At 69.1% G+C, this 17,296-nt stretch carries 22 protein-coding genes; 11 read left to right on the top strand and 11 right to left on the bottom strand.

Translation table 11 applies throughout. The features are described 5' to 3' along the window. The first annotated feature begins 8 nt into the window (after positions 1 to 8). The 3 genes from nbrcactino_RS17920 to nbrcactino_RS17910 all read left to right on the top strand — a co-directional run bounded on the left by nbrcactino_RS17920 (position 9) and on the right by nbrcactino_RS17910 (position 1,713). Positions 9 to 314: an MGMT family protein gene (locus tag nbrcactino_RS17920; protein WP_161928802.1), complete on the top strand. Its 306-nt coding sequence runs from the start codon at positions 9 to 11 to the stop codon at positions 312 to 314. A gap of 58 nt (positions 315 to 372) precedes the next feature. Beyond that, on the top strand, positions 373 to 1,230 hold the full coding sequence (locus nbrcactino_RS17915; RefSeq protein WP_161928801.1) for a TIGR02569 family protein: 858 nt from the start codon (positions 373 to 375) through the stop codon (positions 1,228 to 1,230). 180 nt (positions 1,231 to 1,410) lie between these two features. After that, on the top strand, positions 1,411 to 1,713 hold the full coding sequence (locus nbrcactino_RS17910) for a hypothetical protein (RefSeq protein WP_161928800.1): 303 nt from the start codon (positions 1,411 to 1,413) through the stop codon (positions 1,711 to 1,713). A 256-nt stretch (positions 1,714 to 1,969) separates the two neighbouring features. Here the strand turns inward: nbrcactino_RS17910 and nbrcactino_RS17905 are convergent, their stop codons facing one another. Genes nbrcactino_RS17905 through nbrcactino_RS17895 form a run of 3 tightly spaced genes read right to left on the bottom strand, consistent with a single transcriptional unit; the run spans position 1,970 to position 4,927 of the window. Next, positions 1,970 to 2,626, bottom strand: coding sequence for a dihydrofolate reductase family protein (locus tag nbrcactino_RS17905; RefSeq protein ID WP_161928799.1), 657 nt, complete (start codon positions 2,624 to 2,626; stop codon positions 1,970 to 1,972). Between the two features lie 13 nt (positions 2,627 to 2,639). Beyond that, positions 2,640 to 3,812, bottom strand: a complete 1,173-nt coding sequence (moeZ, locus tag nbrcactino_RS17900) for an adenylyltransferase/sulfurtransferase MoeZ (RefSeq protein ID WP_161928821.1) — start codon at positions 3,810 to 3,812, stop codon at positions 2,640 to 2,642. Next, positions 3,809 to 4,927, bottom strand: a complete 1,119-nt coding sequence (locus nbrcactino_RS17895; protein ID WP_161928798.1) for a DUF3152 domain-containing protein — start codon at positions 4,925 to 4,927, stop codon at positions 3,809 to 3,811. The genes moeZ and nbrcactino_RS17895 overlap by 4 nt, the downstream gene beginning before the upstream one ends. Before the next feature lie 103 nt (positions 4,928 to 5,030). On the opposite strand from nbrcactino_RS17895, the gene fasR reads away from it, so the two are divergent. After that, complete coding sequence (gene fasR / locus nbrcactino_RS17890; RefSeq protein WP_161928797.1) at positions 5,031 to 5,672, top strand: HTH-type transcriptional activator FasR; 642 nt, start codon at positions 5,031 to 5,033, stop codon at positions 5,670 to 5,672. Positions 5,673 to 5,678: 6 nt separating this feature from the next. Here fasR and nbrcactino_RS17885 read toward each other — a convergent pair whose 3' ends face one another. Beyond that, a complete protein-coding gene (locus tag nbrcactino_RS17885; protein ID WP_161928796.1) occupies positions 5,679 to 5,912 on the bottom strand; it encodes a DUF3107 domain-containing protein in 234 nt (77 codons plus the stop codon). Between the two features lie 193 nt (positions 5,913 to 6,105). After that, on the bottom strand, positions 6,106 to 6,750 hold the full coding sequence (locus tag nbrcactino_RS17880) for a ferritin-like fold-containing protein (protein WP_161928795.1): 645 nt from the start codon (positions 6,748 to 6,750) through the stop codon (positions 6,106 to 6,108). Between the two features lie 199 nt (positions 6,751 to 6,949). On the opposite strand from nbrcactino_RS17880, the gene nbrcactino_RS17875 reads away from it, so the two are divergent. Then, a complete protein-coding gene (locus nbrcactino_RS17875; protein ID WP_161928794.1) occupies positions 6,950 to 8,563 on the top strand; it encodes a DEAD/DEAH box helicase in 1,614 nt (537 codons plus the stop codon). A gap of 12 nt (positions 8,564 to 8,575) precedes the next feature. Beyond that, positions 8,576 to 9,826 carry an Rv3212 family protein gene (locus nbrcactino_RS18405; protein WP_161928793.1) on the top strand — a complete coding sequence of 417 codons (1,251 nt, stop codon included), beginning with the start codon at positions 8,576 to 8,578 and terminating at the stop codon, positions 9,824 to 9,826. A 9-nt stretch (positions 9,827 to 9,835) separates the two neighbouring features. On the opposite strand, the gene nbrcactino_RS17865 is transcribed toward nbrcactino_RS18405, so the two are convergent. Then, positions 9,836 to 10,630, bottom strand: coding sequence for a ParA family protein (locus nbrcactino_RS17865; RefSeq protein ID WP_161928792.1), 795 nt, complete (start codon positions 10,628 to 10,630; stop codon positions 9,836 to 9,838). A gap of 10 nt (positions 10,631 to 10,640) precedes the next feature. Continuing rightward, complete coding sequence (locus nbrcactino_RS17860; RefSeq protein ID WP_161928791.1) at positions 10,641 to 11,054, bottom strand: hypothetical protein; 414 nt, start codon at positions 11,052 to 11,054, stop codon at positions 10,641 to 10,643. A gap of 65 nt (positions 11,055 to 11,119) precedes the next feature. On the opposite strand from nbrcactino_RS17860, the gene nbrcactino_RS17855 reads away from it, so the two are divergent. Both nbrcactino_RS17855 and nbrcactino_RS17850 read left to right on the top strand, forming a co-directional pair. Further along, positions 11,120 to 12,079: a diacylglycerol/lipid kinase family protein gene (locus nbrcactino_RS17855; protein ID WP_161928790.1), complete on the top strand. Its 960-nt coding sequence runs from the start codon at positions 11,120 to 11,122 to the stop codon at positions 12,077 to 12,079. A 223-nt stretch (positions 12,080 to 12,302) separates the two neighbouring features. Further along, positions 12,303 to 12,557 carry a WhiB family transcriptional regulator gene (locus nbrcactino_RS17850; RefSeq protein WP_161928789.1) on the top strand — a complete coding sequence of 85 codons (255 nt, stop codon included), beginning with the start codon at positions 12,303 to 12,305 and terminating at the stop codon, positions 12,555 to 12,557. A gap of 12 nt (positions 12,558 to 12,569) precedes the next feature. Here the strand turns inward: nbrcactino_RS17850 and nbrcactino_RS17845 are convergent, their stop codons facing one another. Further along, a complete protein-coding gene (locus tag nbrcactino_RS17845) occupies positions 12,570 to 14,132 on the bottom strand; it encodes a sensor histidine kinase (protein WP_161928788.1) in 1,563 nt (520 codons plus the stop codon). A gap of 7 nt (positions 14,133 to 14,139) precedes the next feature. Continuing rightward, positions 14,140 to 14,355: a biotin/lipoyl-binding carrier protein gene (locus nbrcactino_RS17840; RefSeq protein WP_161928787.1), complete on the bottom strand. Its 216-nt coding sequence runs from the start codon at positions 14,353 to 14,355 to the stop codon at positions 14,140 to 14,142. Between the two features lie 111 nt (positions 14,356 to 14,466). Here nbrcactino_RS17840 and nbrcactino_RS18550 point away from each other — a divergent pair, with 111 nt between their 5' ends. Next, positions 14,467 to 14,541 carry a 50S ribosomal protein bL37 gene (locus tag nbrcactino_RS18550; protein WP_369758845.1) on the top strand — a complete coding sequence of 25 codons (75 nt, stop codon included), beginning with the start codon at positions 14,467 to 14,469 and terminating at the stop codon, positions 14,539 to 14,541. 41 nt (positions 14,542 to 14,582) lie between these two features. Here the strand turns inward: nbrcactino_RS18550 and rsrA are convergent, their stop codons facing one another. Together rsrA and nbrcactino_RS17830 are read right to left on the bottom strand one after the other, a co-directional pair. Then, a complete protein-coding gene (rsrA, locus tag nbrcactino_RS17835; protein ID WP_161928786.1) occupies positions 14,583 to 14,966 on the bottom strand; it encodes a mycothiol system anti-sigma-R factor in 384 nt (127 codons plus the stop codon). Further along, positions 14,963 to 15,745: a sigma-70 family RNA polymerase sigma factor gene (locus nbrcactino_RS17830; protein WP_161928820.1), complete on the bottom strand. Its 783-nt coding sequence runs from the start codon at positions 15,743 to 15,745 to the stop codon at positions 14,963 to 14,965. Before nbrcactino_RS17830 ends, rsrA begins: the two co-directional genes overlap by 4 nt. A gap of 133 nt (positions 15,746 to 15,878) precedes the next feature. Between nbrcactino_RS17830 and nbrcactino_RS17825 the strand changes: the two genes are divergently transcribed. Continuing rightward, positions 15,879 to 16,661, top strand: a complete 783-nt coding sequence (locus nbrcactino_RS17825; protein ID WP_161928785.1) for an SOS response-associated peptidase — start codon at positions 15,879 to 15,881, stop codon at positions 16,659 to 16,661. Beyond that, on the top strand, positions 16,658 to 17,296 hold the full coding sequence (locus nbrcactino_RS17820; RefSeq protein ID WP_228461006.1) for a DUF1345 domain-containing protein: 639 nt from the start codon (positions 16,658 to 16,660) through the stop codon (positions 17,294 to 17,296). The genes nbrcactino_RS17825 and nbrcactino_RS17820 overlap by 4 nt, the downstream gene beginning before the upstream one ends.

The raw sequence follows: 17,296 nt of genomic DNA, 5'->3' as shown, positions 1-17,296 counted from the left end.
CCGTCGCGATGGGCCGGGTCACCGACGACGACGTGGAGCGGGTCCGCGCGCTTGTCGCGGCCGTCCCGGCCGGGTCGGTCACCACCTACGGCGACCTGGCCGCCGCGGCGGGGTTGTCCAGCCCGCGCATCGTCGGGTGGATCATGCGGACCGATTCCGCCGATCTGCCCTGGCACCGCGTGATCAGTGCGAGCGGGCGCCCGCCCGCGCACCTGGCCTCGCGCCAATTGTCGCGCCTGGCGCAAGAGGGCGTGCCCGTCGTCGACGGGCGGGTCGTCCTGCGCCGCTGCCGCTGGACACCCGACGCCCCCTGATCCGCCGTGGCCGGTGTCGCTGCCCGAAATCGGGCGACTAGCTGGGTAATCTGGGCTCGTGACGAGTCCTGTCGAACCGCCCGAGCACGTGCTGCAGACCTTCGGTCTGACCGCGCACCCGCCGATCGCGATGGGTGACCAGTGGGTCGGCGGCTGGCGTGTGGGCGAAGTGGTGCTGTCGATGGTCCCCGACCACGCGCGCGCCGCCTGGTCCGCCGCCACCAGGGAAAACCTCTACGTCGACGGTCTGCGGATCGCGCGGCCGTTCCGCTCCACCGACGGGCGCTACGTCGTGTCCGGCTGGCGGGCCGACACCTACATCGCCGGATCGCCGGAGCCCCGCTACGACGAGGTGCTGCAGGTCGCCGATCGGCTGCACGCTGCGCTGACCAAGCTGGAACGCCCTCGCTTCCTGCTGCAGCCTCCGGCCCCGCCATACACCGATGTCGACGTGTTCACCGCCGCCGACCGCGCCGCGTGGGAGGACCAACCGCTGCGCACCGCGCGGGCCGCCGGCATGGCCGAGCCGGTCACCGACGACGGGAAGTCCAGCCTCGAGGCGGTCAAGACTCTGGCCGGGCTGCGTCGTCCGGTGACGTCGCCGTCGCAGATCGTGCACGGTGACCTGTTCGGCACGGTCCTGTTCGCCGGCGCCGCCGCCCCCGGCATCACCGATATCGTCCCATACTGGCGGCCCGCGTCGTGGGCCGCCGCCGTGGTCGCGGTGGATTCGCTGGCCTGGGGCGGTGCCGACGACAACCTGCTCGACCGATGGGCCGATCAGCCCGAGTGGGGGCAGATGTTGTTGCGCGCCACCATGTTCCGCTTGGCCGTGCACGCCCTGCACCCCCGGTCGACGGCGGGCGCACTGCCCGGCCTGATGCGAGTCGTCGACCAGGTCCGGCTGCGCGTCTAGACGTAACCACCCACCCTGACTTCCGACGCTGCCGTTCCGCACCATCGATGCAGTTCAATCCGCTAGAACGCGGTTATCAGACCTCTCGTTTAGAGTGAAATCTAGTTCGTAAGAACAGCAGAACGCAGTTTCTAATCCGGGTCCGCACCACATGATGCGAACCCGGACCTGGGGGGTCACATGAACCACGACGAACTCACCGCATTCGTCACCGACCTGGCCGACGACCTGGCGCCGGCCGCCGTCGAATCCGGTACTGGCTTGGGCTCGTTGTTGGCGTCGGCAGAGGCGATCGCCGACGACAACGCCTTGCTGGGGGTGATGGTCACCGCGGTCCGGATGGGCAACATCGCCTCCTATCTATTGGCCGCTGCGACCGCCCGGGCCGAAGTCATCGGCATCCCGGTGCGGCACCGGTTGAAGAACGGCCGTGACTTGTTGCGGGAGTTGCCGTTGGCGCCGGCCACCACCCGAAGGAGGTGACTTTCGCTGCCACCACCGACGCACCCTCACTATCGCCGACCACGCCGCAGCCTGAGCCGCAGGCACCGTCCAGAACTAATCCGTTAACCCAGCGCAGCACCTTCGGCCCGCGGGCCACACACGTACCTTGAGAACTTCATAGCGAAAAACGGCCCCGGTCGGGGCCGGTCCACTGCGCCAGCGCAACGCCGGCGTATGAACGGCCCCGACCACACGGCGCCCCCGATCACCGATCTGTGATCGAGCACTCCGCAGGTCAATCGGCGAGACGGGTGAACGTCAGGTGCACGACACCGCTGGGCGATGTGACGCTCTCGATGTCGAAGCGCTTCTCGATCCCCTCCAGGCCGTCCCAGAGCCGCTCGCCGCGGCCGAGGAGCACCGGCACGACGGCGATGTGCATCTCGTCGACCAGGTCGGCGCTCAGGAACTCGCGCACGGTGCTCGTCCCGCCGCCGATGCGGATGTCCTTGTCGCCCGCCAGTTCCCGGGCGTAGGCGAGGGCCTCGGCCGGCGGTGCGTCGAGGAAGTGGAAGGTCGTGCCGCCGGACAACTCCAGCGGAGGCCGGGGGTGGTGGGTGAGGACGACGACCGGGGTGTGAAACGGCGGCTCGTCACCCCACCAGCCCTGCCACTGGTCGTCGGGCCACGGCCCGGGTTTGGGGGCAAACTTGTTGCGGCCCATGATCTCCACCCCGACACCGGCGTTCCACCGGCTGGCGAAAGCCTCGTCGACACCCGCGGTGCCCGGCTGCTCGCCGTGGAATCCCATGTCGGTGAAGGTGCGGGTCGGGAACGCCCATTCCAGCAGTCGGGTGCCGGCATGGCCGAACGGTTCGTCGAAGGTTTGGTCCTCGCCGGTCCCGAAGCCGTCGAGCGAGATCGAGAAGTTGTGAACGCGCACACGGGACACGGTGGCCTGGCCTTCAGTAGATGGGCATCGACGGGTCGACCTGCTGCGCCCACGCGGTGATCCCGCCCTGGATGTGGGTGGCGTCGGCGAACCCGGCGCTCTTGACCATGGCCAACACCTCGGCCGAGCGGATCCCGGTGCGGCAGTAGAGGACGACCGGGCGGTCCTGCGGGATCTTGCCCAGCCCCTCCCCCGACTCGAACTCGCCCTTGGGGATCAGCGTCGCGCCGGGCAGGTGGACGATGTCCCACTCCACCGGGTCGCGGACGTCGATCAGGGCGACCGGGGCACCGTCGTCGAGCCTCGCCTTGACCTCGCTCGGGGTCAGCGTCGAATCGGCGGCAGCGGCCTGCGCCTCGTCGGAGACAACGCCGCAGAAGTCGTCGTAGTCGATAAGCTCGGTGACCTTCGCCCCGGCCGGGTCCTTGCGGATCCGCACCGTGCGGAAGGTCATCTCCAGCGCGTCGTACACCATCAGCCGGCCGAGCAGCGATTCACCGATCCCGCAGATCAGCTTGATCGCCTCGGTGCCCATGATCGAGCCGATCGTCGCACAGAGGATGCCGAGCACGCCGCCCTCGGCGCAGGAGGGCACCATCCCCGGCGGCGGTGCCTGCGGGTACAGGTCGCGGTAGTTGATGCCGAGCCCGTCAGGTGCCGACTCCCAGAACACCGACACCTGGCCCTCGAAGCGATAGATCGAACCCCACACATAGGGCTTGCCGGCAAGGATTGCCGCATCGTTGACGAGGTAGCGGGTCGCGAAGTTGTCGGCACCGTCGAGGATCAGGTCGTACTGCGAGAACAGTTCCACCGCGTTCTCGTTGCTCAGCGCCACCTCATGGGTCACCACGGTGATGTACGGGTTGATCTCGAGCATCGAGTTCTTGGCCGACTGGGCTTTGGGGATGCCGATGTCGGACTGCCCGTGGATCACCTGACGCTGCAGGTTCGACTCGTCGACGACGTCGAAGTCGACGATCCCGATCGTGCCGACACCGGCGGCCGCGAGGTACATCAGCGTCGGCGAGCCCAGCCCGCCGGCCCCGATGACCAAGACCTTGGCGTTCTTCAGTCGCTTCTGCCCGGCCATCCCGACGTCGGGGATGATCAGGTGGCGGCTGTAGCGGCCGACCTCGTCGCGGCTCAGTGCGGCGGCCGGGTCCACCAGCGGTGGCAGCGTCATGGGAACGGCCACGGGTTGGGTCTGCAGCTCAACGCCCGATTGGCGTTCATGTCCGGATCGAGTCCCATGATGTCCTTGTTACTCGTTCCGAACGATTGCTGCATCATGATCGGTGCGAGAGCGCCGTTCTGCTTGCACGGTTCGTGCGCCTCGTAGCCGATTCCGTGCCCGACCTCGTGGTTCACGAGGTACTGACGGTAGCTGTGCGTGTCGCCGGAGAACGAGAGCGCGCCGCGCACCCAGCGGGCCTCGTTGATGAGGACCTGTCGGGTCGGCGGGTAAAAGCAGGAGCTCTCCAGTTTGATCTGGTAGCCGCACAGTTCGCGGGTGGTGTTGGGCGACGTCAGCGAGATCCGCAAGTCTGGGTTCTGCCCCGCGTTGACCCGTTTGAACGAAACCTTGCCGCCACCGATCCAGCTCTTGGAATTGGCCAGGGTCGCGTCGACCATCGACGCGAAAGCACGATCACCGGAGTAGTCGATGGGCGCCAACCCGTTCTCGACCTCGACGGTGTAGGTGTACAGCTGCGCGCCGGTTCCGACCTTCTGTGCGGCCTTCACCGGCACCGCGTGGAAAGACTTCTTACCGACCCTGGTGAAATGCCCGTCAGGTGGGAGTGCGCCGACCGGCAGCGCCGATGCGGCGATCGTGCCCGTCGGGGCGCCCACCGGCGTCGACTCCTTGACCACGTCGGTGTTGCGCCCGCTGTCCGGGGAGGCACCGTCGGCCGCCCCGTCGGCATTCCCGCCGCGGATCGTCATGACCACCAGCATGACGGTGAGCACCGCGAGAACCGGGATCGCGTAGGCGCGCCACCCGTAGGCGGCGACGAAGCGGGAGAACACATTGCCCTCGGCCGCATCGGCGGACGACGATTCCGTCGACGGATCCCAGGTGGCCGTCAGTGGTTGCCCCGGCCCCGGCCGGGGTACCGACGTGCGGGGCGGCGGGGGCGGGCCCGGTCGGGCCCCGGCGGCTCCACGGGCCGACGACTGCCCGGCTCGCGGATATGACTCGGACTGCCCGGCGCGCGGACGCGGACGCGGACGCGGACGCGCCGCCTCGCCCGCTCGGGGTCGAGGCGCGCCGGATCGGCCGTCCTCGGATCGGTTCACGCGTTAACTTTCTCACAGGCCGCGCGGTATCCCGCGCAGGCTCCACGGTTGACACCCAGGTTACCGAAAGGTGTCCCCCCTCCCCGGGAGTAGGCTGCTCCCCATGACCACGTCCAGCACGAGTTCGTCGGGCCGCAACGGCACTCGCCTGCCGCGCAGCGCCCGTCGGCTCCAACTCCTCGACGCCGCCAGCGAGATCTTTGTCGAGCGCGGCTACCACTCGGCGGGGATGGACGAGATCGCTATCCATGCGGGCGTCTCCAAGCCGGTGCTGTACCAACACTTCCCGTCGAAGCTCGACCTCTACATCGCCGTCGTCGACTCCCATGGGGAGAAGCTCGTGACGACGATCAACAACGCATTGCGCACCAGCACCGACAACCGCCAACGCGTGCGCGCCGCGGTGGCGGCCTTCTTCGATTTCGTCGACCTCGACAACTCCGGCTACCGGCTGATCTTCACCTCCGACGCCAAAGACCCGGCGGTCATCAAGCGCGTCGAAGGGGCGATCGAGGCCTGCGTGGACGCGGTCTACCAGCTCGTCATGCACGACTCGGGCTACGACCCGTATCGGTCGCGGATGCTGGCCGCCGGCCTGGTCGGCGCGAGCCAGGTCAACGCACGGTACTGGATCGACGCCCAACGCCCGGTGGAAAAGCAAGTCGCGGTGGATACCACCGTCGCCCTGCTGTGGGGCGGCCTGTCCCACGTCCCGAATCAGAACGTCGAGAAGCCCCGTCCCTGACGGCGGCTACTTGGAGCCGAAGCCCACGCGGCGCACCTCGGCGCTGCCGACCTCGGCGTAGGCGATCTTCGCCGACGGGACCAGGAAGCGCGAACCGCGATCGTCGACGAGGGTGAGCAATTCACTCTTACCGGTCAGCGCGGCCGACACCGCGTCGAACGTCTTCTCGCTGTCATCGGCCACCTGCACGGCCAGTTCCCGGGGGCTGTCGACGATGCCGATCTTCACTTCCACGCTCATGGGCTAGAGCCTAGCCGAGACCCGACCCGCTACGACATGCCACAAGCCCGGTTTCGCCTACAGCGGAAGCCACGAAGGCCACTACGCGGGCTTGCCGCCCACACGATGACGATCGCGAGTAAAACGACAACGATCGGCGCCGCCTACGCCAGACGCAATTCCGTCGGACCAGCGCCCGATAAGCGAGTCTGACCTACCCCAACCCCAAGTCCGCCATGCGTTCCGCATGACGCTCGGTGACCGAGTCGAAGAATCGGGAAACGGCGGCGAGGTCGGTGGAGCCCCCCGTGAACAGCAGGTCGGTCACCTCCTCTTCAGCGGCGAGGACCCACTGCGCATGGGTGATCGCCTCGCCTAGGAGGCGGCGTCCCCACAGGGTCAACGGCCACTTCAGATCCGGCTGCTCGGCAACCCGGGCGCGCACCCAGTCGCGGGCGAACTCGGAGTTGCCGGTCTGCGCCATCACCGTCGACACGACGGTGCGCGCCTCGTCGGGCATCCCGTCGGCGATCTCGCGGTAGACGTCGGCGGCCAAGCCGTCGCCGACGTAGGCCTTCACCATCACCTCGTCCCACGTCTTGGGGTTGGTGGTGCCGTGGTACCGGTCGAAGATGTCGAGGTGGGTCAGCACCGCCTCCAGTGGGTCGATCCCCCGCTTGACCAGCTGCTGGGCCAGCTCCTCGAAGTGGTTCATCTCCGAGGCGGCCATCCGGCCGATCGCGATCCGGCTGGCCACGTCGGGCGCCATCGCGGACTCGGAAATCAGCCGGCTATGGGCGGCGTACTCGCCGGCGATGAGAACCGAGAACAGCTTCGCGATGCCGGGGTTTTCGTCCATGCGCCCGATGGTAAGCGGGTCCGGTACGGCTGACCAAGTACACTGTTCAACGGTGCCGTCGCGAATCCCCGCAGATGGCACCGACGAAATGTGCGCGCACCGCTCCGCACGCGCCCCGCCCCGGGAGCCGCGAATCACTTCGGAGCTGACCAAGCCATCGGTGCGCGCGAGCTATCCGAGAGGTCTTGGACAAACACATATGAGCACTGCTGAAACGAGCGCCGACGAGTCGGTGCAGACCACCATCATCGACGAGGAGCACTCCGCTCCCACCTTCGCCGAACTCGGCGTGCACGACGACATCGTCGCCGCACTCACCGCCGACGGCAAGACCCACACCTTCGCGATCCAGGAACTGACGCTGCCGCTGGCCCTGGCCGGCGACGACCTGATCGGCCAGGCCCGCACCGGGATGGGCAAGACCTTCGGCTTCGGCGTCCCGCTGATCCACCGCCTGTTGACCGCGCCGGCCTCGGGCGTGCGCGCCCTGGACAACACCCCGCGCGCCCTGGTCATCGTGCCGACCCGCGAGTTGTGCCTGCAGGTCACCGGTGACCTCGAGGTGGCCGGCAAGGGCGTCGACGTCACCCTCGCCGACGGCACCGTCCGCCCGCTGAAGGTCACCGCGATCTACGGCGGCCGCCCCTACGAGACCCAGATCGCCGACCTGCAGGCCGGCGTCGACATCGTCGTCGGCACGCCCGGCCGCCTGCTCGACCTCGCCCAGCAGGGGCACCTGGTCCTGGGCAAGGTCGAGATCCTCGTCCTCGACGAGGCCGACGAGATGCTCGACCTGGGCTTCCTCCCCGACATCGAGCGCATCCTCTCGGCGGTGCCAAGCGCCCGCCAGACGATGCTGTTCTCCGCGACGATGCCGGGCCCGATCGTCACCCTGGCCCGCACCTTCCTCAACCGCCCGACCCACATCCGGGCCGAGCACGCCAACGACTCGGCCGTGCACGAACGCACCACCCAGCACATCTACCGTGCGCACGCGCTGGACAAGGCCGAGCTGGTCGCCCGGGTGCTGCAGGCCGACGGCCGCGGCGCCACCATGATCTTCACCCGCACCAAGCGCACCGCGCAGAAGGTGGCCGACGACCTCGCCGAGCGCGGCTTCGCCGTCGGCGCGGTCCACGGCGACCTGGGACAGGGCGCGCGCGAGAAGGCCCTCGCGGCCTTCCGCGAGGGCAAGGTCGACGTCCTCGTCGCCACCGACGTCGCCGCGCGCGGCATCGACATCGACGACGTCACGCACGTGATCAACTACCAGTGCCCCGAGGACGACAAGACCTACGTGCACCGCATCGGCCGCACCGGTCGCGCGGGCCGCACCGGCATCGCCATCACCCTGGTCGACTGGGATGAGATGCACCGGTGGGAGCTGATCAACAACGCCCTCGGACTCGGGGTGCCCGAGCCGGTGGAGACCTACTCCAGCTCCGAGCACCTGCGCGAGGAACTCAGCATCCCCGAATCGGCCACCGGCCGCATCGGCGCCCCCAAGACCGCCTCGGGCACCCGTGCCGGACGCGAGCAGCAGAAGCGCATCGAGCGCCCCGCGCGCCCGAAGACCGAGCGCTCGCGGCGCCGCACCCGTGGCGGCAAGACCGCCGGGGACAAGCCCGCCGCCGACGCCGCCTCCCGGCCGAAGGCAGCCGCCGACTCCGGTTCGGGCCCCGACGCGGGCGCCGACAACGGCGAGGGCGGCCAGGCCAAGCGCCGTCGGCGCCGTCGCGGTGGGCGGGGACGCGGAACCGGTAGCGGTGCCGCGGCCGACAACGCCGCTGCCTCGGCGACCCCCGCCGAGTAGCACCTCCCCACGATGCCCCCGTTGCGCCGACGGCCCGTCGACCTCGTCGTCACGGCGCTGATCGTCGTCGCCGTCGTCGTCGCCGCGGTCGGCATTTGGTATTTCAGCTCCGCCCGCAGGACGACGCTGACCCCGCCAACGGCCTCTCCGGCCGCGCAGCCCTATCCGGCACAGGTCCCGGCCCGACTGGTCCACCGCTGGACCGCGCCGTCGACGGCGACCCGGTCTCCGCAGGTCACCGACAGCGTTGTGCTCACCGGGGACGGCGGCGTGGTCCAGGCACGCGATCCGCGCACCGGCCAGGCGATCTGGCGCTACGAGCGGAAGATCCCGGTGTGCGCGGTGCTCTCGGCCTGGTCGCCGACGACGCCCACCGCCCTGGCCGCCTACGCCAACTCCCGCGGCTGCGGGGAGGTCACCGCGATCGACGCGCACCGCGGTACCCGCCGCGGGACCCGAAGCTCCGACGCCGACAAAACCGTGACCCTCACCTCCGACGGCGGCTACGTCCTGAGCATCGGCCCCACCCGGCTGGAGACCTGGGGCTCGAACCTGGTGCGCGGCATCGAATACGGTCGCATCGACGCCCGCGTCAAACCGGATCTCGGCCGCCACGACGGCCACGGCTGCCGGCTGAAGTCCGGCATGACCGCCGGCGACCGGGTCGCGATCATCGAGCACTGCGACGGAGATCCGGGCTACCGCCTGACCGTCATCGGCGCCGTCCTGGACAAGGACGAGAAGATCCCCTCCTACGGCTCGACGGTGATCACCAGCGGAACCGCGTTCGCCCCGCCGGTCGTCGTCGGCATGTCCGACTCGGCGATCGGGGTTTACGACGGTGGGGCCAACACCCCCGAACCGACCGCGGCCGCCATCCGCACTTTTGATTCCGACGGGGCCGAAACCGGGCGCCATCCGGTCCCCGGCGGTGCCGAGCTCCCGGCCGGGAGCGAATCGGTGGCCGGCGAGGGACTGGTATCGGTGTGGACCGGTGCCGCCACCGCGGTCCTCGACGCGATCTCAATGGTCCCGCGGTTCACCGTTGCCGGCACCAGCGGGCCGGGCGTCGCCCTCGGCGAATCGATGCTGATTCCCGATCCGGAGGGCTATCTCGTCGTCGACGCGGCGACCGGGCGCCGGACCGGGCAGATCCCCGTCTCGCGCGAGAACCCCGAGGTGCGCGACCCGATCATTCCGGCCGCCATCGGCGATGGGATCGTCGAGCAGCGCGGCACGCTCGTCTCGGTCTACGGACCGTAGTCGGCCGCGTCAGAGCTCCACGTCGAAGGCCGTCAGCTCGGCACCCTTGGTCCAGTGGTTCCACAGGTTCTGTGCGAGCTCGCGGTATGCGATGGCGCCCTTGTTCTTGCGGCCGCGCAGCACCGACACCCCGGAGGCCGAGGCCTCGGCGAACCGCACCGTGCGCGGGATCGGCGGGTTGATCACCGACAGGTCGTAGCGGTCGGCGACGTCGGCCAAGACGTCGCGGCTGTGCGTCGTCCGCGCGTCGTAGAGCGTGGCGATGGCCCCGAGAAGCTGCAGGTCCGGGTTGGTGATCTGCTGAACCTCGGTCACCGTCCGCAACAGCTGCCCGACACCCCGGTGGGCCAGGGTCTCGCACTGCAGCGGCACCATGACCGATCCGGCGGCGGTCAGCCCGTTGAGGGTCAGCACGCCCAACGAGGGCGGGCAGTCGATCAGGATCACGTCATAGTCCTGCGCCACGTCGGCCAGCGCGCGCTTGAGCGCATATTCGCGGCCCGGCCGCATCAGCAGCAGCGCCTCGGCGCCGGCCAGGTCGATGGTGGCCGGCAGCAGGGTCACCCCGTCGTCGGTGGTCAACAGCGCGTCGGCGATCTCCTCCTCGCCCAGCAGCACGTCGTGGACCGAGACCTGGAGCTGGTCGGGATCGTGCCCCAGGGAGAACGTCAGGCAGCCCTGCGGATCAAGATCGACGACGAGGACCGAGGCGTCCAGGTCGGCCAACGCGGCCCCCAGCGAGACGGTGGTGGTGGTCTTGGCGACGCCGCCCTTCTGATTGGCGATCGCGACGATGGTTGTCATGCTGCCCACCTTACGGTTCGAGGTCGGTCGAGGCATCCGGTCCGGCGGCCCAGGTCAGCGAGGCCGTCGTGAAGAGCGCCCCGAGCGTGCCCAGCGCCCAGAACCCCAGTGGCACACCGAGGAACGGCAGATGACTGTCGGTCAGCAGGGCGTACGCGACCGGCAGCAGCAGCAGCTGCGCCACGACGCCGATCCCGCGGCCCCACCGCTTCCCGCGCAGCAGCGCGATCCCGCCGGCCAGCACGCCCAGACCGATGAACCCGCACCACAGGGCCAGCCCGTAGCCGCTGGCGAAGTCCTCGTGGTGGCCGCCCAGTGCCCGGACCACCAGGATCGCGGCGGCGACCACGCCGACGCACCCCTGGGCGGCGATCGAGATACCGGCCCACCGTATGGGGCGCGGAACGGGGGTTATCAGAGGCATGGCCCAAGGGTATTGCCCCCGCGTCGTTGTACGGCGGTCGGGGCACAGACGTAGGGTGGTGTTCCGTGCGCGCCATGCTCATCGTCAATCCCTACGCGACCGCCACCACGCCGGCCGGCCGCGACACCCTTGCCCACACCCTGGGTTCCCGAATGGACCTCACGGTCGAGCAGACCACCCACCGGGGGCACGCCGAGGAGTTCGCGCGGCGGGCGCTCGACGACGGTGGCTACGACGCGGTCGTCGTCCACGGCGGCGACGGCTCGGTCAACGAGGTCGTCAACGGGCTGCTCGGCCGCCCCGATGACCCGCCGCCCGCCACGCAGCCACGGTTGGGCATCATCCCCGGCGGGAGTGCCAACGTCTTCGCGCGGGCGCTGGGCATCGACGCCGATCCGCTGCGGGCCACCGCCCAACTGATCGAACTGTTGGAATCGGGCGCCCAGCGCCGGGTGAACCTGGGTGTCACCGACGACCGCTGGTTCCTCTTCAACTGCGGCATGGGGATCGACGCCCGCGTGGTCGCCGCCATGGAGGCCAAGCGCCACCGCGGAAAGGCGGCCACCCCGGGCCGATACCTGTTCACCACGGTGGTGACCTTCCTGCGCAACCGCGCCGACCAGCAGCGCTTCACCGTCACCGTCACCGACCGGGACCAGACGACCACGACGCTGACCGACACCAGCTTCGCCTTCGTCCTCAACACCACGCCGTGGACGTTCTTGGGCGGGCGGGTCATCGAGACCAACCCGACCACCTCGCTGGCCGGCGGCCTCGGCGTCTTCGCCTCGTCGACGATGAGCGTCGCGCGCAACCTGCCGCTGGCGACCCGGCTGCTGGTGGGGGCCGACCCGCGCGCCGGGCACCTCTTCCGCGACGACGACGTGACCGCCGTGTCCTTCTCCTCCCCGACACCCCTGCCGACGCAGATCGACGGCGACTTCACCGGTGACCGCGCGGAGATGACTTTCGGGTATCGTGCCGACGCGCTGGCCGTCGTCGCACCCGCTGAGCAGGGCCGCTAGCACCCGTTAGCACACAAATCCGAACCCCGCGTTCACAGTGACGTTGCCCACGTGTTAATAGAATCCTATTGACTTCGGCTCGATTCGTGAAAGTATTCACAAGGAACCACGAGCGGATGAACGGTAGTCGACGCTTGTGCGAACAGCCAAAATGAACCAGCCAACGCCCCCGAGGCTTAATGAGGGGCGCGCCTAGACGCGTGCCCAGAGGAGATCTGTAGAAATGGATTGGCGCCACAAGGCAATCTGTCGCGACGAAGACCCCGAGCTGTTCTTCCCGGTGGGGACGAGCGGTCCGGCGATCGCCCAGATCGCCGACGCGAAGCTTGTGTGCAACCGCTGCCCGGTGACGGCCGAGTGCCTGACCTGGGCGCTGGACTCCGGCCAGGACGCCGGTGTCTGGGGCGGGATGAGCGAGGACGAGCGCCGCGCGCTGAAGCGCCGCACCGCCCGCACCCGCGCGCGCAGCACCGTCTAACGAGATTTCCGATCAGCCCCGGACGCCACCGGCGTCCGGGGCTTTTTCGTTCGCCAGCAACCCGTTGGCCTGCGGCGCAACCGGGATGACGACCTGCACCGAGGCGCCTCCGCCCGGCGCGTTGCCGAACTCGACGGTGCCGTTGAGGTCGATCTCGACCAGGGTGCGCACGATTTGCAGCCCGAGGTGGCCGCTGGTGGCGACATCGAAATCGTCGGCGATGCCGTCGCCGTCGTCGCTCACCCGGATCGACAGCTCCCGCAATCCGCGGCGGGCCTGTACCTCGATCCGCCCGGCCCGGCCGCCGGTGAATCCGTGCTCGACCGAGTTCTGGATCAATTCGGTCAGCACCATCACCAGGGGCATCGCCAGGTCGGCGGGCAGCACGCCGAACCGACCATCGACGACGACCTGCGCGTTGCCGGCGCTGGTGTTGGTCGCGTCGACCAACACCGGCAGCAGGCGGTTGACGACCTCGTCGACCTCGACCTCCTCGTCGACGCTGCCGGAGAGGAACTCGTGGACCAGGGCGATTGAGGCCACCCGCCGCACCGCCTCGGTCAGCGCGGTCTGCGCGTCGGGATTGGACGTGCGTCGGGCCTGCAGTCGCAACAGCGCCGACACGCTCTGCAGGTTGTTCTTCACCCGGTGGTGGATCTCGCGGATCGTCGCATCCTTGCTGATCAGGGCTCGATCGCGGCGTTTGACCTCGGTGACGTCGCGGACCAGCACGATCGCGCCGGTGGCCACCCCGCGGGGACGCAGCGGCACGACGCGGACCAGTACGGTCGCCCGACGGGCGTCGATCTCCAGGCGCAGCACCCGGTCGCCGGCCGCCCCCGGATCCAGCGCCGGGCCGGACGCGCCGAGGCGGATCATCGCCGCCGCGTCCTGCGCGTCGAAGGCGTCGGACACCAGCTCGGCCAGGACATCCCCCAGATGGGCCCCGGTGAGGTCGCTGGTGAAGCCCATGCGGTGGAAGGCCGACAACGCGTTCGGGCTGGCGTAGAGGACGTGGGCCTCGGCGTCGATGCGCACGAAACCGTCTCCGGCGCGCGGGGTGGACAGCCCGGCCTCATTGCCCTCGACCGGCGGAAACGTCCCGTCGGCCACCATGTTGCACAGGTCTCCCGCCGAGGCCTGGTAGGCCCGTTCCAACGGCGACGGGATGCGGTCGGTGTTGGCCGCGGCCTGGGTGAGGACGGCGATCACCTCGCCGTCGAAGCGGACCGGGATCAGATCGCGTCGCAACGCGACCCCGCCCAGCATCGCCGCCTGGTCGACGACGATCTTCCCGTCGGTCATCGCGCCGCGCATCGCCCGGCCTCGTTCGGCGCTGACCACACGGCTGACCTCGTCGGCGGGCAGCACCGTCGAGGCCGTGTTGGGCCGGCACTGGGCAACGGTCACAAACCCGCCGGTCGGACCGTCGGCGGTGTCGGGCACCGACAGCAGCAGGTCGGCAAAGGACAGGTCGGCCAGCAGCTGCCACTCCCCCACCAGGCGCTGCAAATGCCCGCCCTGCTCGTCGGAGAGGGAGGTGTGGACGGCAAGGAGATCGGCGAGGGTCGACACCGGGGCGCTACTTGTAGGTGGCGATCACGTCGCCGGCCTGGATCACGTCGTTGACCGACACCTTCACCTCGTCGAGCACGCCGGCGTCCTCGGCGACGACCGGGATCTCCATCTTCATCGACTCCAGCAGCACGAGGGTGTCCCCGACCTCGACGGGCTGGCCGTCGGAAACGAGCACCTCGAGAACGGTGGCCACGATCTCGGCAACAACGTCTTCAGCCATGCACCTAAAGGTAGCCCACGGCGCGCCGGATCCACCCGCGAGCGGGGCTCGTTTTCCGGTTGTCGACCCGGCCGTGAAAGAATGGGGTCACCACAGGAGAAGGAGAGTCCCATGGGAAAGCGTGGACGCAAGAAGCGCGCTCGCAAGAAGAACGCCGCCAACCACGGCAAGCGGCCGAACGCCTGATCCGCTCGTCGGATCTGAAGCGAACCCGGGTGTCGCCGGCTTTACCGCCGGTCGCCCGGGTTTTCTGTTTCCACCTGCGGCGCGATGTCGGCTCCCCGCTGGGAGGAGACACTGGTCCGGGTCACCGTCGTGCGCGAGACCGAGGTCCCGTCCGAGGACTGGGTGACCGTCGTGGACTGACGGATCTGCACGCGAAGCCGATCGGCGAGGCCGGCCGGGGCGCGCTCGCCGCCGCACTTGCGACCGACGAGGTCTTTGATCTGCTGCTCGATGCCGTACTGCGCCAGGCAGGCCGGGCAGCGGTCGAGATGCTCCTGGAGCCGCGCCCGGGCGGCCGGGTCGCATTCGTTGTCCAGGAGCAGCCATACGTCGGCGAGGACGTTGGTGCAGTCGAGCGCTTCGAACTCGGGATCGGTGCCGGTCATCGCTTCGCACCCGCCTCTGCGGTCTTGTCCCCGCGGTTGAAGCCCCGTTCCCGGGCGACGTCGGCGAGCAGGTCGCGCAGCTGGCGCCGGCCGCGGTGCAGCCGCGACATCACGGTGCCGATGGGGGTGTCCATGATCTCGGCGATCTCCTTGTAGGGCAGCCCTTCCACGTCGGCGTAGTAGACCGCCATGCGGAAGTCTTCCGGCAGGGCCTGCAGGGCTTCCTTGATCTCATCGTCGGGCAGCGCGTCGAGCGCCTCGATCTCGGCGGACCGCAAACCGGTCGACGAATGCTCGGCGGTCTGGGCCAGCTGCCAGTCGGTGATCTCGTCGGTCGGATATTGCGCCGGTTGCCGCTGCTTCTTGCGGTAGCTGTTGATGTAGGTGTTGGTGAGGATCCGGTACAGCCACGCCTTGAGGTTGGTGCCCTTGCGGAACGACGAGAACGCGGAGAAGGCCTTGATGTAGGTCTCCTGGACCAGGTCTTCGGCGTCGGCGGGGTTGCGCGTCATCCGCAGCGCCGCACCGTAGAGCTGGTCGAGCAACGGCAGCGCGTCGCGCTCGAAGCGCGCGGTCCGCTCCTCGTCGGTCTCGTCGGCCTGGTCGGTCTGATCGTCGCCCGCGGCGACGGCATCAATGTCCTCCGCCTCGTCGGCGGGCGTTTCGCTCACGACGGTCCTTCCGGTTCCGCCCGGGCGCGCATCGACCCGGTGCTCGCCCAAGTCTAGCGAGCCGAAGATCTGGCGCTCCGTCACCGGGGCCGCAACCGTGCATGCCATACCGCGCTCCTCGTCGTCGTTGATCGTCGTCGTTGGTCGTCGTCGCAGGTCGTCGTGACGACCGTCTGAAGGGCTCAACGCTCATCCGCCCGCACGCATTCCCCATGTCAGGGCCGTTCCCTAGCATTGAGGCATGTGCGGACGCTATGCGGTGACGACCGACCCGGCGAAACTGGCCGCCGAGATCGACGCGGTGAACGAGGTACCCGACCTGCCGGCACCCGAGGCGCCCGCACAACAGACCCTCGATTCCGTTGATGCGCCGGTGCGGTCCCGGTGGGAGAACTACAACCTCGCCCCGACGACGACCGTCCTGACCGTCGTCGACCGGCACGCCCATGATGACGCCGACCCAAGCGATCCGACCCGCCGTATCCGGGCCATGCGGTGGGGGTTGGTCCCGCCGTGGGCCAAGGAGATCGGGAAGGGCTCGCTGTTCAACGCCCGCGCCGAGACGGCGGCGGAGAAGGCGTCCTTCCGCTCCTCGGTGAAGTCCAAGCGGTGCCTGGTCCCGATGGACGGCTGGTACGAGTGGCGCAAGGCCGTCGCCGACGACGGTAAGACGCGAAAAGTCCCCTATTTCATGTCGCCCGCCGACCACACCCGGCTGTTCATGGGCGGGTTGTGGTCGGTGTGGCGGCCGCGCGACGCCGGGCCCGACGAACCGCCGCTGCTCAGCTGCACGATTCTCACCACCGACTCGGTCGGCGACCTGCGCGAGATCCACGACCGGATGCCGCTCATCATGCCGAGCCAGTGGTGGTCGGACTGGCTGAACCCCGACGCGCCCGCCCCCGCGGAGATGTTCGCGCCGCCGGCCCGGGAGCTGGCCGACGCCATCGAGATCCGCGAGGTCGCCCCGCTGGTCAACCGGGTCGCCAACAACGGGCCCCAGTTGCTGGACCCGGTGTCGTGACCCCGGCAGCGGTCATGGCCCGCGTACGCGAATCGTCGGCGCTGTGGCGCCTCCTGTTGTCGTTGTTGATCGGCACCCTGGTCGCGGTGGGACTGTGGGCCGGGTGGAGGGTCGAAGTCCGGCTGTCGGTGTGGTTCACCACCGCCGCGGTGTTCGTCGTGCTCACCTGGATCGCGCTGGGCCCGATGGATGCGGCGACCACCGAGCACTTCGCCCGACGAGGAGACATGACCACCGGGTGGTCTGTGTTGCTCGTGGCTGCCGCGACACTGTTCAGCCTGACCAGCGTCGTCGTCGCGCTCTTCCGTCACGGCAATCCGTGGCTGGTCCTCGCCACGATCATGGCGGTGGTGACCTCGTGGACCGCGATCCACACCCTGTTCGCGACGCACTACGCCCGCCTGTACTACACCGACCCGGTCGGCGGAATCGACTTCAACCAGCAGGAGCTACCCCGTTTCGTCGACTTCGCATACGTCTCGTTCACCATCGGGATGAGCTTCACCGTGTCCGACACCAACCTCTCCGGCTCCCTCATGCGACGGCCCGCCCTGTTCCAGGCGCTGCTGTCCTACCTGTTCGGAACGGTGATCCTCGCGCTGGTGATCAACCTGATCTCGGGCCTTTCCCCGTAG

This window comes from Gordonia crocea, assembly GCF_009932435.1.
GTDB classification, from domain to species: domain Bacteria; phylum Actinomycetota; class Actinomycetes; order Mycobacteriales; family Mycobacteriaceae; genus Gordonia; species Gordonia crocea.
This window is presented reverse-complemented; position numbering and strand designations above follow the sequence as displayed.

What these genes read in the sequence shown, in the direction of transcription:
- nbrcactino_RS17920 (WP_161928802.1), top strand. Translation starts at nt 9, where the DNA reads ATGGGCCGGGTCACCGACGACGACGTGGAGCGGGTCCGCGCGCTTGTC.
- nbrcactino_RS17910 (WP_161928800.1), top strand. Translation starts at nt 1,411, where the DNA reads ATGAACCACGACGAACTCACCGCATTCGTCACCGACCTGGCCGACGAC.
- moeZ (WP_161928821.1), bottom strand. Translation starts at nt 3,812, where the DNA reads ATGACGCTGCCACCGCTGGTGGACCCGGCCGCCGCACTGAGCCGCGAC.
- fasR (WP_161928797.1), top strand. Translation starts at nt 5,031, where the DNA reads ATGACCACGTCCAGCACGAGTTCGTCGGGCCGCAACGGCACTCGCCTG.
- nbrcactino_RS17885 (WP_161928796.1), bottom strand. Translation starts at nt 5,912, where the DNA reads ATGAGCGTGGAAGTGAAGATCGGCATCGTCGACAGCCCCCGGGAACTG.
- nbrcactino_RS17880 (WP_161928795.1), bottom strand. Translation starts at nt 6,750, where the DNA reads ATGGACGAAAACCCCGGCATCGCGAAGCTGTTCTCGGTTCTCATCGCC.
- nbrcactino_RS17875 (WP_161928794.1), top strand. Translation starts at nt 6,950, where the DNA reads ATGAGCACTGCTGAAACGAGCGCCGACGAGTCGGTGCAGACCACCATC.
- nbrcactino_RS18405 (WP_161928793.1), top strand. Translation starts at nt 8,576, where the DNA reads ATGCCCCCGTTGCGCCGACGGCCCGTCGACCTCGTCGTCACGGCGCTG.
- nbrcactino_RS17865 (WP_161928792.1), bottom strand. Translation starts at nt 10,630, where the DNA reads ATGACAACCATCGTCGCGATCGCCAATCAGAAGGGCGGCGTCGCCAAG.
- nbrcactino_RS17860 (WP_161928791.1), bottom strand. Translation starts at nt 11,054, where the DNA reads ATGCCTCTGATAACCCCCGTTCCGCGCCCCATACGGTGGGCCGGTATC.
- nbrcactino_RS17850 (WP_161928789.1), top strand. Translation starts at nt 12,303, where the DNA reads ATGGATTGGCGCCACAAGGCAATCTGTCGCGACGAAGACCCCGAGCTG.
- nbrcactino_RS17840 (WP_161928787.1), bottom strand. Translation starts at nt 14,355, where the DNA reads ATGGCTGAAGACGTTGTTGCCGAGATCGTGGCCACCGTTCTCGAGGTG.
- rsrA (WP_161928786.1), bottom strand. Translation starts at nt 14,966, where the DNA reads ATGACCGGCACCGATCCCGAGTTCGAAGCGCTCGACTGCACCAACGTC.
- nbrcactino_RS17830 (WP_161928820.1), bottom strand. Translation starts at nt 15,745, where the DNA reads ATGGCATGCACGGTTGCGGCCCCGGTGACGGAGCGCCAGATCTTCGGC.
- nbrcactino_RS17825 (WP_161928785.1), top strand. Translation starts at nt 15,879, where the DNA reads ATGTGCGGACGCTATGCGGTGACGACCGACCCGGCGAAACTGGCCGCC.